The following is a 14,855-nucleotide window of genomic DNA, read 5'->3' on the forward strand; positions in this document are numbered from 1 at the left end:
CCAGGCCGCCAGCGCGCCGAGACCGGGCAGCGCCCCCGCGGTCAGCGGGAGTCCCAGTGCCGACGACGCGCTCACGGTCCCGGCCTTTCCGCTCAGTCCCCGCGCACCTCGAGGGCCACGGTGCGCGCCGCGTCCTCGAGGTCGATGTCCCGGGTGGCGCCGGTGCGGCGGTCCTTCAGCTCCAGCTTCCCGTCCTTGAATCCGCGTCCGATGACGAGGATGGTGGGCACGCCGAGCAGCTCGGCGTCGCCGAACTTGACCCCGGGCGAGACCTTGGGGCGGTCGTCGAACAGCACGGTGAGCCCCTGCTCCTCCAGCTCCTCGACGACCTGCTCGGCCCCGGCGAGGATCTCCTCGCCCTTGCCGGCCACGACCACGTGCACGTCCGCGGGGGCGAGGTTCCGGGGCCAGATCAGGCCCTTCTCGTCGTGGTTGGCTTCGGCGATCGCGGCCAGCGCGCGGGTGACCCCGACGCCGTAGGAGCCCATGGTCACCGTGACGAGCTTGCCGTTCGAGTCCAGGACCTTCAGCCCCAGGGCCTCGGCGTACTTGCGGCCCAGCTGGAAGATGTGGCCCATCTCGATGCCGCGCGCGGTGGACAGCGGCCCGGAGCCGTCCGGGGCGGGGTCCCCTTCGCGGACCTCGCAGGCCTCCACGACGCCGTCGGGGGTGAAGTCCCGGCCGACCACGAGGTCGAAGACGTGCTGGCCGGGCAGGTTGGCCCCGGTGATCCACGCGGAGCCCTCCACGACCCGCGGGTCCACGAAGTACGGGATGCCGGTCTCGGAGTCCTCCCCGAGCACCGCGGCGTCGGGGGCCAGGCCCGGGCCGATGTAGCCCTTGACCAGCTGGGGGTAGGCGCGCAGCTGCTCGTCCCCGGCCTGCTCGACCTCCACCTCGCCGCCGACCCCCAGGGCCGAGACGAGGGAGACCTCCAGGCGCTTCATATCCACGGCGCGGTCCCCGGGCACGCCGACGGCGACCACCCGGCGCTGCCCGTCCGGCAGGGTCACCACGACCAGCAGGTTCTTCAGGGTGTCCGCGGCACTCCAGCTGCCCTCGGCCTTCGGGTGCAGGGCGTTGGCCTGGTCCACCAGCGTCTGGATGGTCGGGGAGTCCGGGGTGTGCTCCACGTGCGCGGCCGGGGTGCCGGAGGCATCCACCGGTTCGGGGGCCACGGTGGTCACGGCCTCCACGTTGGCCGCATAGCCGCCGGGCGAGCGCACGAAGGTGTCCTCCCCGATCTCGGTGGGGTGCAGGAACTCCTCGGAACGGGAGCCGCCCATCGGCCCGGACTGGGCGCGCACGATGACGATCTCCAGGCCCAGGCGCTCGAAGATCCGCTGGTAGGCGCGCCGGTGGGCGTCGTAGGCGGCGTCCAGGCCGGCGTCGTCGACGTCGAAGGAGTAGGAGTCCTTCATGATGAACTCGCGCCCGCGCAGCAGCCCGGCGCGCGGACGGGCCTCGTCGCGGTACTTGGTCTGGATCTGGTACAGCATGACCGGCAGGTCCTTGTACGAGGAGTACAGGTCCTTGACCAGGAGGGTGAACATCTCTTCGTGGGTGGGGGCCAGCAGGTAGTCCGCTCCCTTGCGGTCCTGCAGCCGGAACAGGTTCTCCCCGTACTCCTCCCAGCGCCCGGAGGCCTCGTAGGGCTCGCGGGGCAGCAGGGCCGGGAAGTGGACCTCCTGGGAGCCGATCGCGTCCATCTCCTCGCGCACCACGGCCTCGACCTTCGCCAGGACCTTCAGTCCCAGCGGCAGCCAGGAGTAGATGCCGGGGGCGGCGCGGCGGATGTAGCCGGCGCGCACGAGGAGGCGGTGGTTGGCCGCCTCGGCGTCGACGGGGTCTTCGCGCAGGGTGCGCAGGAACAGGGAGGAGAGACGCAGGGCCAAGGATGGTGTCCGTTTCTGGGCGGTCAGGGGTTCATCGGGCGTGTCCAGTCTACGGCGGGGCGCGGTGCGGCTCGGTGCGGGGCCGCCTCAGAGCAGGACGGTCGCGAAGGTCCCGATCCGCTCGAAGCCGACGGCGCGGTACAGCGCGCGGGCCGGGGCGTTGTAGCTGTTCACGTACAGACTGATCGTGTCATACCGCGCGCCGATGAGGGAACAGGCCTGGCGCAGCAGCGGCTCGGACAGGCCACGCCCGCGCAGGCGCGGATCCAGCCACACCCCCTGCAGCTGGCATACCCCCTCGTGGGCCAGGCCCACGTCGGTCTTGAACACCACCGCGCCGTCCTCGTCCAGGGCCAGGACCGTGCGCCGGTCCATGACCCCCTCGATCACGCGCTGGCGGTAGCCCTGGGGGTCCCGCTCCAGCGGGGAGTAGCCGACCTCCTCGGTGAACATGGCCACGGCCGCCGGGAAGAGGCGAGAGACGTCCTCCCCCTCGGCCCAGCGCACCGGGGAGATCCCGGCGTCGTGCAGGCGGGCCCGGTCCCGCCGGGAGCGCAGGCCCCGCCGGTCCGGGTCGGTCGGGGCCAGGGCCAGCAGCGGCTGCTCCGGGCGCACGTCGAAGGCGCGCAGGCCCCCGTCCTCGCGCAGGGCCTCCCACAGCGGCAGGACGTCGGCGGCCGGGCCGAACAGCGAGGAGATCGGCCGGCGGGTCGCGCGCACCCATGCGGCGACGGCGGGGGCGTGCTCCGGGGCCAGGCGCAGCGGCACGAGGTTGGCCCCGAACCACACGGCGCCGAGCAGCCCGGTGCCGTCCTCGGCATCGAGCACGCCGAGGAACGGGGAGGCCGTGCGCATCCCGGCCAGGCGGGAGGGCCGGGGCAGGCCGGTGCGCTCCAGGTGCTCCGAGGCGAACAGGTGGGTCACCGGATCGGCGTCGAGGATCGCGTGCAGCCCCGGGGCGTCCTCGGTGGTCAGCGGACGCACGATGGGCCCGTCCAGTCGGTGGCGCAGTCTCCGGGCGGGCCCGGCCCCGGCGCGCAGGGCGCGGCGCAGTCCGCGGCTCACAGGGCCTTCACCGGGTCCAGCAGATCCGCGGCGATCAGCAGCACGGACATCCCGAGGAAGGCCAGGACGACGACGTAGGTCAGCGGCATCAGCCGCAGCGGGTCGAAGGGGCCGGGGTCCCGCTTCCCGCGCAGTCGGGCGAGGCCGCGGCGGATCCCCTCCCACAGCGCCCCGGCCACGTGCCCGCCGTCCAGCGGCAGCAGCGGGATGAGGTTGAAGGCGAACAGGCTGAGGTTCAGGGTGCCCAGCACGGAGATCAGGGAGGCGGCCTTGGCCTTGTCGGTGATCTGCTGGGCGGAGGCGACCTCACCGGCCACCCGTCCCACCCCCACCACCGACATCGGGGAGTCCGCGGGGCGCTCCTGCCCGGAGAACAGGGCCACGCCCACATCCCACACCCGCACCGGCAGCTTGACGATCACCCCGGCGATGCTGGCGAAGGTCTGCCCCACCACCCCGGGCACGTCCCGGATGCTGCCGGGCTGCAGGTCCTGCACCGGGCTGACCCCGATGAACCCGACCTCCCGGGTGCGCAGGGTGCCGTCCGGGTTGCGCTGCGGGACCCCGGCGGCGTCGGCCACGGGACGCTGGGTGGTGATCGGGGTGATGCTCAGCTGCACGCGCTGCCCGTCCCGCTCCACGACCACGGGCACGGTCTTCCCGCCGTCCTCGCGGATCAGGGCGCTGACCTGATCCCAGGAGGTCACCTCCCGCCCGTCGAAGGAGATCAGCCGGTCCCCCGCGCGGATGCCCGCGGCGTGGGCGGGGGCCTGCGGGTCCGCGTCGGTGCAGGTCTGGGCCCGGGAGTCCTCGGCCTGGCTGGTGCGCACCTGCTGCACGCAGGCGCTGACCGAGCCCACGGTGGTGGTCGGCGCGGCCGTGCCGAAGCCCACGACGACGATGCTCAGGCACACCAGCCCGATGAGCAGGTTCATGCACGGCCCGCCCAGCATGATGATGATGCGCTTGCCGATGGGCAGGCGGTGGAACTGCCGGTCCTCGTCCCCGGGCTGGCGCTTCTCGGCCTCGACGGCGCGGGCCTCGGCGGCCATGCGCCGCAGCATCCCGCGGGGTCCGGACGGCGTCTCGGCCTCGGCATCGGCCCCGGTGTCCGCACCGGCCGGTGGATACATCCCGATCATGGAGATGTATCCGCCCAGGGGGATGGCCTTGATGCCGTACTCGGTCTCGCCGCGGCGGCGGGAGAACAGGGTCTTGCCGAAGCCGATCATGTACTGCGTGACGCGCACGCCGAAGAGCTTGGCGGGCACCAGGTGCCCGATCTCGTGCAGGGCGATGGAGGCGGCGATGCCCAGCACCATCAGCACCACACCCAGGAGGAACAGCGGCCAGGAGCCGCTGAACAGCGTCGAAAGATCCATGGCTTCCCAGTCTAGGCGCGCGGACGGGGCCCGCCGCTCCCCGCCGCCGCGCTCGGCGGGCGGGAGAGCGACGGGCCCCGTCGCTTCCGGGTTGCGCCCCGTCAGGCGGGGCACTGCCGGATCAGCGGGCCTTGCGCCCGGTGATCAGGCCCCAGATGAACAGCACGACCAGCGTGCCGATGATCGCGAGGATCCAGGTGCCGATGGACCAGAAGCCGTTGCCGCCCAGGCCCACGGCCTGGCCGATGAAGCCGCCCACCAGGGCGCCCACGACGCCGAGCAGCATGGTGGCGAAGAAGCCGCCGCCCTGCTGACCGGGCATGATGGCCTTGGCGATGGCGCCGGCGGCCAGGCCGAGGACGATCCATCCGAGGAATCCGAGTCCCATTGCTGTCACTCTCCAGGTTCTTGCTCTCGGGCGGGCCCCGCGGGAGCGTGTTCGCTCCCGTGGTTCACAGGGAACCGCCGTCTTCCTCCGATCCTACCGGGGTCGCCCCGCCCGGACCCCGGATCCGCCGCCCCTGTGACCCATCGCTCACCTATCGGTCCCTGGCCCGCCTCAGTGCTCCACTGCCCCCTCCGCGCCGATGCCGGTCAGGGAGCGGACCTCCATCTCCGCCTGTTTGACCGGGTCCTCCCGGGTGCGGGAGGTGACCGAGCCGAGCCAGCCGAGCAGGAATCCCGCGGGGATGGAGACCAGCCCCGGGTTGGCCAGCGGGAAGATCGCGAAGTCGGCCTCGGGCAGCATCGAGGTCTCGGAGCCGGAGATCACCGGGGAGACCAGGATGAGCCCGACGGCGAGGATCAGTCCCCCGTACATCGACCACACCGCCCCGCGGGTGGTGAAGCCCTTCCAGAACAGGGAGTAGAGGATGGTGGGCAGATTCGCGGAGGCCGCGACGGCGAAGGCCAGCGCCACCAGGAAGGCGACATTCTGCCCCTGAGCGCCGATCCCACCGGCGATGGCCAGCAGACCGATGACCACGACGGTGGTCTTGGCCACCCGGATCTCCCGGCGCGGGTCCGCGTTCCCCTTGCAGATGACGTTGGTGTAGACGTCGTGGGCGAAGGAGGCCGAGGCCGTGATGGCCAGGCCCGCGACCACCGCGAGGATCGTGGCGAAGGCGACCGCCGCGATGATGCCCATCAGCAGGGAGCCGCCGAGTTCGAAGGCCAGCAGCGGCGCGGCCGAGTTCACCCCGCCGGGGGCCTCCTGGATGCGCTGCGCCCCGATCATCGCGGCCGCACCGTACCCCAGGACGAGGGTGAACAGGTAGAACAGCCCGATCAGGGCGATGGCCCAGACCACCGAGCGGCGGGCCTCCTTGGCGGTGGGCACGGTGTAGAAGCGCATGAGCACGTGCGGCAGCCCGGCGGCCCCGAAGACCAGGGCGAGGGACAGGGAGAGGAAGTCCAGCTTGGTCAGCTCGGTCTTGCCGTACTTCTGGCCCGGATCCAGGATCCCGGAGCTTCCGGCGGTCTCCACGGCCCGGCCCAGCAGCTCGGAGAGGCTGAAGCCGTGCAGGGCGAGGATCCACACGGTCATCACGGCGACCCCGGCGATCAGCAGGCAGGCCTTGATGATCTGCACCCACGTGGTGCCCTTCATCCCGCCGATCAGCACGTAGGCGATCATCAGCACGCCCACCACCACGATCACCAGGGACTGCCCGGCGCTGGAGCTGATGCCCATGAGCAGGGAGACCAGGGCCCCGGCCCCGGCCATCTGGGCCAGCAGGTAGAACAGGGTCACCGCCAGGGTCGTGATGCACGCGGCCACGCGCACGGGCCGCTGGCGCAGGCGGAAGGAGAGCACGTCCGCCATCGTGAACTTCCCGGTGTTGCGCAGCGGCTCGGCCACCAGCAGCAGAGCCACCAGCCAGGCGACCAGGAAGCCGATGGAGTACAGGAAGCCGTCGTAACCCTGCACGGCGATGGCCCCGACGATGCCCAGGAAGGAGGCGGCCGAGAGGTAGTCCCCGGCGATCGCCAGGCCGTTCTGGGTGCCGGAGAAGGAGCGGCCCCCGGCGTAGTAGTCCGCGGCGGTCTTGGTGTTCTTGGAGGCCCGCAGCACGACGACGAGGGTCACGGCGACGAAGGCGCCGAAGATCGCCATGTTGATCCACGGGGTGCCGACGGTCTGCGCGGTCGTCGCGCTCAGGACGGGGGTGACGCTCATGCTCGTCCTCCCGTGCCGGCCGGGGCGAAGTCCCCGTGCTCCATGCGTCCGCGCAGGTCCGCGGCCTGGGGGTCCAGGCGGCGCCCGGCGAAGGCGATGTACGCGCCGGTGATGGCGAAGGTGGAGACGAACTGCAGGATGCCCCAGACGATGCCGACCGTGATGTTGCCCCACAGCCGCTGGGACATGAACGCGGGAGCGTACATCGCCGTCAGGGCGTAGGCCAGGTACCAGACCAGGAAGAGCCCGGCCATCGGGAAGACGAAGCGCCGGTGGTCCCGGCGCAGCCGTCCGAAGGCCGGGGAGGCCTGGGCGGCGGGGAAGTCGATCGGGGGCTGTGGGGCGGGGCCCGATGCCGCGGCATCGCGCTCCGGTTTCTGGTCCGCGTACGGTGCGGGGTGGTGAGTGGGGCTCATGCCGTCCTCCTCGTTGAGAGACATGGCCCGAACTATACCCCGGATCACACGTGATCGTGACTCAGGGCACTTTCACTCCGGTTTCCGCTCCGCTCCGTTCGGGGATCAGCGGATGAGCTGGATCAGCTCCTGCACCCGCTCCAGGAAGGCGTCCACCTGGGCCTCGTCGTAGGCCCGGGTCCCGGTGCCCTCGCGGAAGGCCGCGGTGCGCACCGCCCCCGGGTGGGGGTGCTCGCTGACCCGCAGGTGCTCGGCCAGCTGCGCGCACAGGGCGTCCACATCCGCGGCGAGGTAGCCGATGTCGCGGCGTCGGGCCGGGCGACGGAAGCGGCGCCCGTCCGGGCGGTTCAGGCGGCCCATGATCAGATCCGCCAGGGGCTCGGCCCGCTGCCGCACCGCGTCCGGTCCGCGCACCGCATCCAGCCGGGCGCGCTCGGCCGCGGCCAGCTCGTCCTCGACCTCGTCCATCAGGGCGTCCACGGTCTCGGCGTCGTAGCCGCCATCCTGGGCGGGGAAGACGATCTCGCGGACCTCCGCGGAGCTCAGCTCCGGGTAGGACCCGCCCTCCCGCAGGGTCTCCAGGGATGCCTGCGCCCGGGCCAGGAAGTCCCGCACCCGCAGCACGTCGTAGCCCCGCGCGGAGGCCGGCACCCGGCGCAGCACCCCCAGCTCCCGCGAGCCGGAGACCACCCGGTCCTCGGGCTCCTGTTCGGGGCGCTGCTGCGAGGCGTGGGGGTCGGTGGTGGGGGTCATGGGTGGGCCTTTCGCTTCGTGGGGGACGGCGCGAGGATCGAGGAGCCGGCTCAGCTGAGAGCCGCGAACACGACGTAGCCGATGGCCACGGCGAACACGATGGAGTCCAGCCGGTCCATGACCCCGCCGTGCCCGGGCAGGATGTGGCTCATGTCCTTGATGCCGACCTCCCGCTTGACCATGGATTCGGAGAGGTCCCCCACGGTGGAGGCGATGACCAGCAGCACCGCCAGCACGGCACCGTGCCACCAGGGGTCGTGCAGCAGCAGGACCGCGCAGAGGATGCCCACGGCCACCGAGCCGACCATGGAGCCCGCGAAGCCCTCCCAGGTCTTCTTCGGGCTGATCCGCGGGGCCATGGGGTGCTTACCCCACAGGACGCCGGCCAGGTAGCCCCAGGTGTCGTTGCCGATCGCCATCACGACGATCGTGAACACCCGCGCCGGGCCGTCCTCCCCGCGGAACAGGACCACGGCCAGCGCCAGCATGAACGGCACCCAGGACATCGTGAACACGGCGGCCATGATGGAGGGCAGCATCCCCTCCCGGGGGCCGGCCATCCGCCACAGCACCACCACGATCACGGCCGCGAGCACCGAGTAGAGCAGCGCTTCTCCCCCGCCCAGATACGCGGCGACGGGGAACAGGGCCCCGGTCACGACCGCCGGGGCCAGCGGCACCTGCAGCCCCGGGCGCAGGTTCAGCGCCCGGGTGACCTCCCAGGTGCCGACCCCGGCTCCGGCCGCGGCGACCGCGACGATCACCGGCGGCACGAAGAACATGCCGATCACCACCAGCGCGCCGAGGACCACGCCGACGCCGATCGCGGCCGGCAGGTCGCGTCCGGCGCGCGGCGTGCGCTTCGGCGTCGGCTGGGTGGGGGTGGACGGCGGGGTGGGCTGGGCGGACATCAGACGGCGAGCAGCTCGGCTTCCTTGCGCTTGAGCAGCTCGTCGATCTGCTCGATGTGCTTCTTGGTCACGGCCTCGAGGTCCTTCTCCGCGCGGGTGCCCTCGTCCTCGCCGGCCTCGCCATCCTTGACGAGCTTCTCGATCTCGGTCTTGGCGTGGCGGCGGATGTTGCGCACGGACACGCGGGCCTCCTCGGCCTTGCCGGAGACCATCTTGACGTACTCGCGGCGGCGCTCCTCGGTCAGCTCCGGCATGACCACGCGGATCACGTTGCCGTCGTTGGCGGGGTTCGCGCCCAGGTCCGAGTTGCGCAGGGCCTTCTCGATCTCGTTCAGCGCGGACTTGTCGTACGGGGTGATCAGCAGGGTGCGGGCCTCGGGGTTCTGGAAGGAGGCCAGCTGCTGCAGCGGGGTGGGGGCGCCGTAGTAGTCCACCAGGAGGGAGGAGAACAGGGAGGGGTTGGCGCGGCCGGTGCGCACCGCCGCGAAGTCCTCCTTGGCGGCGTCCACGGCCTTGCCCATCTTGGTGCGGGCTTCGGTCAGGGAATCTTCGATCACGGGGGTCTCTCCTGGATTCGGGGGTGGGTGCGGGTGCTCCGGCCTCCAGCTTACCGGCCCGCCTCCGAACGGGCCGGGGCGGGTCGCGGCCGGACACAGGCCGGTGGGGTGTCAGGCGGTGACCAGGGTGCCGATCTGCTCGCCGAGGATCGCGCTGGCGACGTTGCCCTCCCCCTCCATGCCGAACACGCGCATCGTGACGTCGTTGTCCCGGCACAGGCTGAAGGCGGTCTGGTCCATCACGCGGATGTCCCGCTGCAGGGCCTCGTCGTAGGTCAGGTGGCGCAGGCGCTTCGCGTCCGGGTTGGTCTTGGGATCGGCGGTGTAGACCCCGTCCACCCCGTTCTTGGCCACCAGCACCTCGTCGGCGTGGACCTCCAGGGCGCGCTGGGCGGCCACGGTGTCCGTGGAGAAGTACGGCAGGCCGGCCCCGGCGCCGAAGATCACCACGCGGTCCTTCTCCAGGTGGCGGATGGCCCGGCGGGGGATGTAGTTCTCCGCGACCTGCGCCATCTGGATCGCGGACTGCACGCGGGTCTCCACCCCGGCCTGCTCCAGGAAGTCCTGCAGGGCCAGGGAGTTCATCACGGTGCCGAGCATGCCCATGTAGTCCGCGCGGGAGCGGTCCATGCCGGCCACGGACAGCTCCGCACCGCGGAAGAAGTTGCCGCCGCCGACGACGATAGCGGTCTCCGCCTGGCCCACCGTGGAGGCGATCTGCTCGGCGATGCGCCGCACCACGCCGGTGTCGATGCCGACCCGGCCGCCGCCGAAGACCTCCCCGGACAGCTTGAGCAGGACGCGGCGGCGGGTGGGGGCGAGGCGGGGAGTCTCGTCGGGCATGGTCTTGTCTCCTCCTGGCGCGCGGACGGCGCGGTGGTGGGTCCCGGGCGGCGCGGTGCGGCGGGGATGCCCGCGGCGGGCTCGCGGACCCCGGGGGCGGTCTGGTCCGGGCACCAGCATACGCAGTCCACGCGCGAGGAGCGCCCGCCGTGTGACGGCGGACGCTCCTCGATCAGACCCCGAGGCTATGCCCCGGGTGCGGTGTGCGCGGTGCGCGGGGAGGTCAGTTCCCGACGCGGAAGCGCACGAAGCCGGTGGCCTTGGCCCCGGCCTCCTCCAGGACCTGACGCACGGACTTCTTGGAGTCCTTGGCGAAGTCCTGGTCCAGCAGGGTGTTCTCCTTGAAGAAGCCCTTCAGGCGGCCCTCGACGATCTGCGGGATGATCCGCTCCGGCTTGCCCTCGGCCTTGGCGGTCTCCTCGGCGACGCGGCGCTCGTCGGCCACCTCGTTCTCCGGGATGGAGGTCTCGTCCAGGAACTTCGGGGACATCGCGGCGATGTGCACGGCGACGTCGTGGGCGATCTCCTCGACGTTCTCGCCCTCCACGGCCAGCAGCACGCCCACCTGGGCGGGCAGGTCCTTGGAGGTCTTGTGCAGGTACTGGGACACGTGCGCGCCCTTCAGGCGGGCCACGCGGCGCACGATGACCTTCTCGCCCAGCAGGGCGCCGGCTTCGGTGACCTGCTCCTCGACGGTCTTGCCGTTGGACTCGGCCTTCAGCAGGTCCTCGAGGTTGTCCACGTCGTTGGCGACGGCCGCCTCCAGCACGGAGTTGCCGAAGTCGATGAACGGGGCGGACTTGGCGACGAAGTCGGTCTCGGAGTTGACCTCGACGAGGTAGCCCACGCCGTCCTGGACGCGGGCGGCGACCAGGCCCTCGGCGGTGGCGCGGCCCTCGCGCTTGGTGACGCCCTTGAGGCCCTTGACGCGGATGATCTCCATCGCCTTCTGCTGGTCGCCGTCGGCCTCGTCCAGGGCCTTCTTGACGTCGAGCATCCCGGCGCCGGTGCGCTCGCGCAGGGCCTTGATGTCGGCTGCGGTGTAGTTCGCCATGTGTGCTCCTTCGTAAAGAGTCGTGTTCTGCGGCGTAGGTGTCGGTGGCGCACCGGGGGCCATCGGGCTCGGGCGGGGCCGGATTCCGACGGCGCCCCGATGCGGTCGGTCGGCACCCCGGTGGGGCGCCGTCCGGGTGCTACTGGCCGGAGACCTCGTGCTCGGCGGCCTCGGCCTCGGCGGCCTGCTCGTCCTTCTTGGCGGCCAGGGCCTCGGACTCGTCGACGATCGCGCCGGCCTCGGCCTGGGCCTCCATCTGCTGGTGCTGCTCCAGCAGCTCCTTCTCCCACTCGGCCATGGGCTCCTCGGCGGTCTCCTCGGAGCCGGACTTCTTGGAGTTGCGCTCCAGCAGGCCCGCGGCCACGGCGTCGGCGACGACGCGGGTCAGCAGGTTCACGGAGCGGATGGCGTCGTCGTTGCCCGGGATCGGAAAGGCGACCTCTTCCGGATCGCAGTTGGTGTCCAGGATGGCCACGACCGGGATGCCCAGCTTCTGGGCCTCGTCCACCGCGAGGTGCTCCTTGTTGGTGTCCACGACCCACAGCAGGGACGGGGCCTTGGTGAGGTTGCGGATGCCGCCGAGGGTCTTCTCGAGCTTCTCGAACTCGCGGCGCAGGAGCAGCAGCTCCTTCTTGGTGTACTGGGAGGCGGCGACGTCGTCGAAGTCCACCTGCTCCAGCTCCTTCATGCGCTCGATGCGCTTGGAGACGGTGGAGAAGTTGGTGAGCATGCCGCCGAGCCAGCGGTGGTTGACGTAGGGCATGTTCACGCGGGTGGCCTGCTCCGCGATGGTGGCCTGCGCCTGCTTCTTGGTGCCGACGAACAGGACGGTCCCGCCGTGGGCGACGGTGGCCTTGACGGCCTCGTAGGCGCGGTCGATGAACTCCAGGGACTGCTGGAGGTCGATGATGTAGATGCCGTTGCGCTCGGTGAAGATGTAGCGCTTCATCTTGGGGTTCCAGCGGCGGGTCTGGTGGCCGAAGTGGACACCGGAATCGAGCAGCTGGCGCATGGTCACGACGGGCATGTCGCTCTCCTTCATCACGACGCCGGCCGCGCACCGGCGCGGAGCGTCGCGTTCTCGTGGGTTTCGGTTTCTGTGCGGCACCGCTCACCGGCCCCCTGCGGCGGGGCGGCTCGTCGGTGCTCCTGGCGGTCGATGGGATCCCGTCCCGCATCCCCTTTCGGGGACGGAGGGGTATCCGCGCGGCCCGTGCCGAGCGGTCACCGTCAGGTGCCCGCGTGCGGAACCGAGGGCCGCGCCCGCATCGGGACGGGTGCCACCTGCTGGGGTGGTGTTCCCTGATGCGCATCGCCCACGCGAAGTCAGCGGGCGCACTGCGCCCACTGCTGCCCCTCAGTGTACCCCACCGACGCGCGGGGGCCGAGACCCTCCGAATGCGGCGCCCGGGATGGTGGACGCTGGGGCCGCGGACCGGGGTGCCGGGTCTCTGCACGCCCTGGGACCGTGGATGGGCGCCCCGATCCCGGCGGGTTCTCCCCAGCGGCCCCGCCGGAGCGCGGAGGCCCGGCCCGCGCACCCGAGGTCTGGGGCTGGAATGGGACCCATGAGAGCCCCCATCGCGTCCCGCGCCCCGGTCCCGCCGTCATCACATCCCGCACCCCGGCCGCGCGCGGTCGCGGTGCTGGTCGTCTCGCTCCTGCTGCTGGTGGGACTGCCCGGGGGCGCGGCTCCGGCAGCCCTGGCCGGGACCGACCGGCCGCGCTGGGAGTGGCCGCTGTCCCCGCGCCCGGCCGTGGTCGGGGCGTATCGGCCCCCGGCGCAGCGGTGGCTGTCCGGGCACCGCGGGGTGGATCTGGCGGCCGCCCCGGGCCAGGAGGTCCGCTCCCCCGCGGCCGGGACCGTGAGCTTCTCCGGGACGGTCGTGGATCGGGGCGTGATCACGGTGACCACCGCGGATGGGCGCCGGATCAGCATGGAGCCGGTGGCTCAGCAGCTGCCCCGCGGCACGCGCGTCTCGGCCGGGCAGCGGATAGCGGTGCGCGATGAGCAGGCAGTGCACGAGCCGTGCGGGACCTGCCTGCACTGGGGCGTGCGTGAAGGCGAGGAGTACGTCAATCCCCTGCTGTTCGTCGGGGATCTGCGCCCTTCGGTGCTGCTGCCGGTCCCGGAGCACCTGAAGTGACCGGCCGGAGCGCGCGGGCACCGGGCAGGGGCGTGCGAGCCCTCGCTGAGACGCGGGTTCTGTGCTGAGATACCGCGTTCGTGCTGAGATGCGCCCCGTCGTGACGCATCTCAGCACGAACCGCGCATCTCAGCACGAAGGCACCATGTGAACTAGTAGGGGGTGCGGGGCTTGAACCCGCGACCCAAGGATTATGAGTCCTCTGCTCTGACCAGCTGAGCTAACCCCCCGCGATCCCTCCCGACGCACCGCGGCGCGCCGGGGGCAGATCGGTGCACCACTGTACCGCAGGCCCGCCCGAAGCACGGGGAGGCCCAGAGGTACGGTTCAGCCGGCGACGTCGGGCGCGGTCTCGGGCAGGGGGTGCTCACCGCGGTACAGGGCCTCGAACAGGTCCCAGGTGCGGTGCACATCGTGCTGGCGCACCAGCTCGCGACCGGCCCGGCCCATCGCGGCCCGCTCCTGCGGGGTGGCCTCCAGGACCAGGCGCAGCTTCGCGGCGAGGTCCTCCGGGTCCTGCGGGGTGAACAGGTAGCCGTTGACCCCCTGGCGCACCAGGTGCGGCAGGGCCAGGGCATCGGCTAAGACCACGGGTCGGGAGGCGGACAGCGCCTCCAGGGTCACCAGGGACTGCAGCTCCGCGGTGCCCGGCTGGCAGAACACGGTGGCGCTCAGGTATTCGCGGCGCAGCTGCTCGTCGGAGACGTACCCGAGGAACTCCACGCGATCGGCCACGCCCTCGGCGCGGGCGACCTCGCGCAGGGCCGGCTCCACCTCCCCGGTGCCGGCCAGGCGCAGGCGCGCGTCCAGCTCCTTCGGGAGCCGGGCCAGGGCGCGGATGAGCACGTCCACGTTCTTCTCCACCGCCAGGCGCCCGGTGAACAGGATGGTCGGGTGCGCCGGCTCCTCCACGCGCTCCCCCGGGCGGAGTTCGTAGGCCGCGGAGTCGATGCCGTTGGACACGGGCAGGATCGGCTTGGCGAAGCCGTGCTCGTGCATGGACCGGGCGCCGATCGGCGTCGGGGTGGTGATGACCTCGGCGCGCCCGAGCACGTGCTCCATGTCCTTCCAGGACAGCTTGGCGAAGCCGCGCAGGAACCCGTCGGGGAAGGGCAGGAAGGGATTGAGGTTCTCCGGCATGAAGTGGTTGGTGGCCACCAGCCGGATGCCGCGGCGCTGGGCGGCCCAGGCGAGCATGCGACCGACGATGTAGTGGCATTGGATGTGCACGACGTCGGGCCTCACCTCGTCCAGGATCCGCCCGACCCGGTGCTGCATCTCCCACGGGAAGCACAGCCGGTAGTACGGGTGTGTGGGCGGGTGGTGGCTGCGCAGGCGGTGCTCGGTGATGCCGTCGATGTCGATGGTGTAGGAGGGGCCGGCCCCGGTGCGGGCGGCGACGACGTGGACCTCGTGCCCGCGGTCCCGCATGCCCATGGCCAGGCGGTGGCCGAACTGGGCGGCGCCGTTGATGTCCGGCGGGTAGGTGTCCGCGCCGATCAGGATGCGCAGGGGCTTCTCGGGCATCGGTGGGGCTGCACCTCTCGTCGCGGGGCGTGCGCCGGGCTCGGACGCATCGACGCCCCAGTCTACCCGCGCCCGTCCCGCCCATGAAGCGCCGATGCCTCCCCACCCGGGCGGGTGGGGAGGCAT

General features: G+C 71.9%; 14 protein-coding genes and 1 tRNA gene. 1 reads left to right on the forward strand and 14 read right to left on the reverse strand.

Translation table 11 applies throughout. From position 1 onward, the window contains the following. Positions 1-92: 92 nt before the first annotated feature. The 12 genes from NQ707_RS03345 to rpsB form a co-directional block, all read right to left on the reverse strand. Positions 93-1,895 (reverse strand): proline--tRNA ligase, encoded by a 1,803-nt coding sequence (locus NQ707_RS03345; protein ID WP_058731582.1) that lies wholly within the window; start codon positions 1,893-1,895, stop codon positions 93-95. Positions 1,896-1,982: 87 nt separating this feature from the next. Continuing rightward, positions 1,983-2,960, reverse strand: a complete 978-nt coding sequence (locus tag NQ707_RS03350) for a DUF4081 domain-containing GNAT family N-acetyltransferase (protein ID WP_058731581.1) — start codon at positions 2,958-2,960, stop codon at positions 1,983-1,985. After that, positions 2,957-4,342, reverse strand: a complete 1,386-nt coding sequence (locus NQ707_RS03355; protein ID WP_404434784.1) for a M50 family metallopeptidase — start codon at positions 4,340-4,342, stop codon at positions 2,957-2,959. Before NQ707_RS03355 ends, NQ707_RS03350 begins: the two co-directional genes overlap by 4 nt. 121 nt (positions 4,343-4,463) lie before the next feature. Beyond that, positions 4,464-4,730 (reverse strand): GlsB/YeaQ/YmgE family stress response membrane protein, encoded by a 267-nt coding sequence (locus NQ707_RS03360; RefSeq protein WP_055684404.1) that lies wholly within the window; start codon positions 4,728-4,730, stop codon positions 4,464-4,466. A 171-nt stretch (positions 4,731-4,901) separates the two neighbouring features. Then, positions 4,902-6,521, reverse strand: a complete 1,620-nt coding sequence (locus NQ707_RS03365; RefSeq protein WP_404434786.1) for a cation acetate symporter — start codon at positions 6,519-6,521, stop codon at positions 4,902-4,904. Then, the gene (locus NQ707_RS03370) at positions 6,518-6,937 is read right to left on the reverse strand and encodes a DUF485 domain-containing protein (protein WP_081101501.1); all 420 of its coding nucleotides are present in this window, start codon (positions 6,935-6,937) and stop codon (positions 6,518-6,520) included. The genes NQ707_RS03365 and NQ707_RS03370 overlap by 4 nt, the downstream gene beginning before the upstream one ends. Positions 6,938-7,042: 105 nt before the next feature. Then, positions 7,043-7,690, reverse strand: a complete 648-nt coding sequence (locus NQ707_RS03375; protein WP_055684403.1) for a DivIVA domain-containing protein — start codon at positions 7,688-7,690, stop codon at positions 7,043-7,045. Between the two features lie 50 nt (positions 7,691-7,740). Further along, a complete protein-coding gene (locus tag NQ707_RS03380; protein ID WP_061225249.1) occupies positions 7,741-8,601 on the reverse strand; it encodes a phosphatidate cytidylyltransferase in 861 nt (286 codons plus the stop codon). Next, complete coding sequence (frr, locus tag NQ707_RS03385; protein ID WP_058731838.1) at positions 8,601-9,158, reverse strand: ribosome recycling factor; 558 nt, start codon at positions 9,156-9,158, stop codon at positions 8,601-8,603. The genes NQ707_RS03380 and frr overlap by 1 nt, the downstream gene beginning before the upstream one ends. 111 nt (positions 9,159-9,269) lie before the next feature. Further along, positions 9,270-10,001, reverse strand: a complete 732-nt coding sequence (gene pyrH, locus NQ707_RS03390; RefSeq protein ID WP_055684400.1) for a UMP kinase — start codon at positions 9,999-10,001, stop codon at positions 9,270-9,272. A gap of 223 nt (positions 10,002-10,224) precedes the next feature. Beyond that, the gene (gene tsf, locus NQ707_RS03395; protein WP_058731225.1) at positions 10,225-11,055 is read right to left on the reverse strand and encodes a translation elongation factor Ts; all 831 of its coding nucleotides are present in this window, start codon (positions 11,053-11,055) and stop codon (positions 10,225-10,227) included. Between the two features lie 139 nt (positions 11,056-11,194). Next, complete coding sequence (gene rpsB / locus NQ707_RS03400) at positions 11,195-12,082, reverse strand: 30S ribosomal protein S2 (RefSeq protein WP_404434790.1); 888 nt, start codon at positions 12,080-12,082, stop codon at positions 11,195-11,197. 541 nt (positions 12,083-12,623) lie between these two features. On the opposite strand from rpsB, the gene NQ707_RS03405 reads away from it, so the two are divergent. Continuing rightward, positions 12,624-13,202, forward strand: coding sequence for a M23 family metallopeptidase (locus NQ707_RS03405; protein ID WP_081046279.1), 579 nt, complete (start codon positions 12,624-12,626; stop codon positions 13,200-13,202). Positions 13,203-13,358: 156 nt separating this feature from the next. Here the strand turns inward: NQ707_RS03405 and NQ707_RS03410 are convergent. Further along, positions 13,359-13,432 (reverse strand) — tRNA-Met (locus NQ707_RS03410). Between the two features lie 97 nt (positions 13,433-13,529). Beyond that, entirely contained in the window at positions 13,530-14,729 is a 1,200-nt protein-coding gene (locus tag NQ707_RS03415; protein WP_404434793.1) for a glycosyltransferase, read from the reverse strand. Positions 14,730-14,855: the final 126 nt, after the last annotated feature.

This window comes from Rothia sp. BD8, from assembly GCF_044878465.1.
Classification (GTDB): Bacteria; Actinomycetota; Actinomycetes; order Actinomycetales; family Micrococcaceae; genus Rothia; species Rothia kristinae.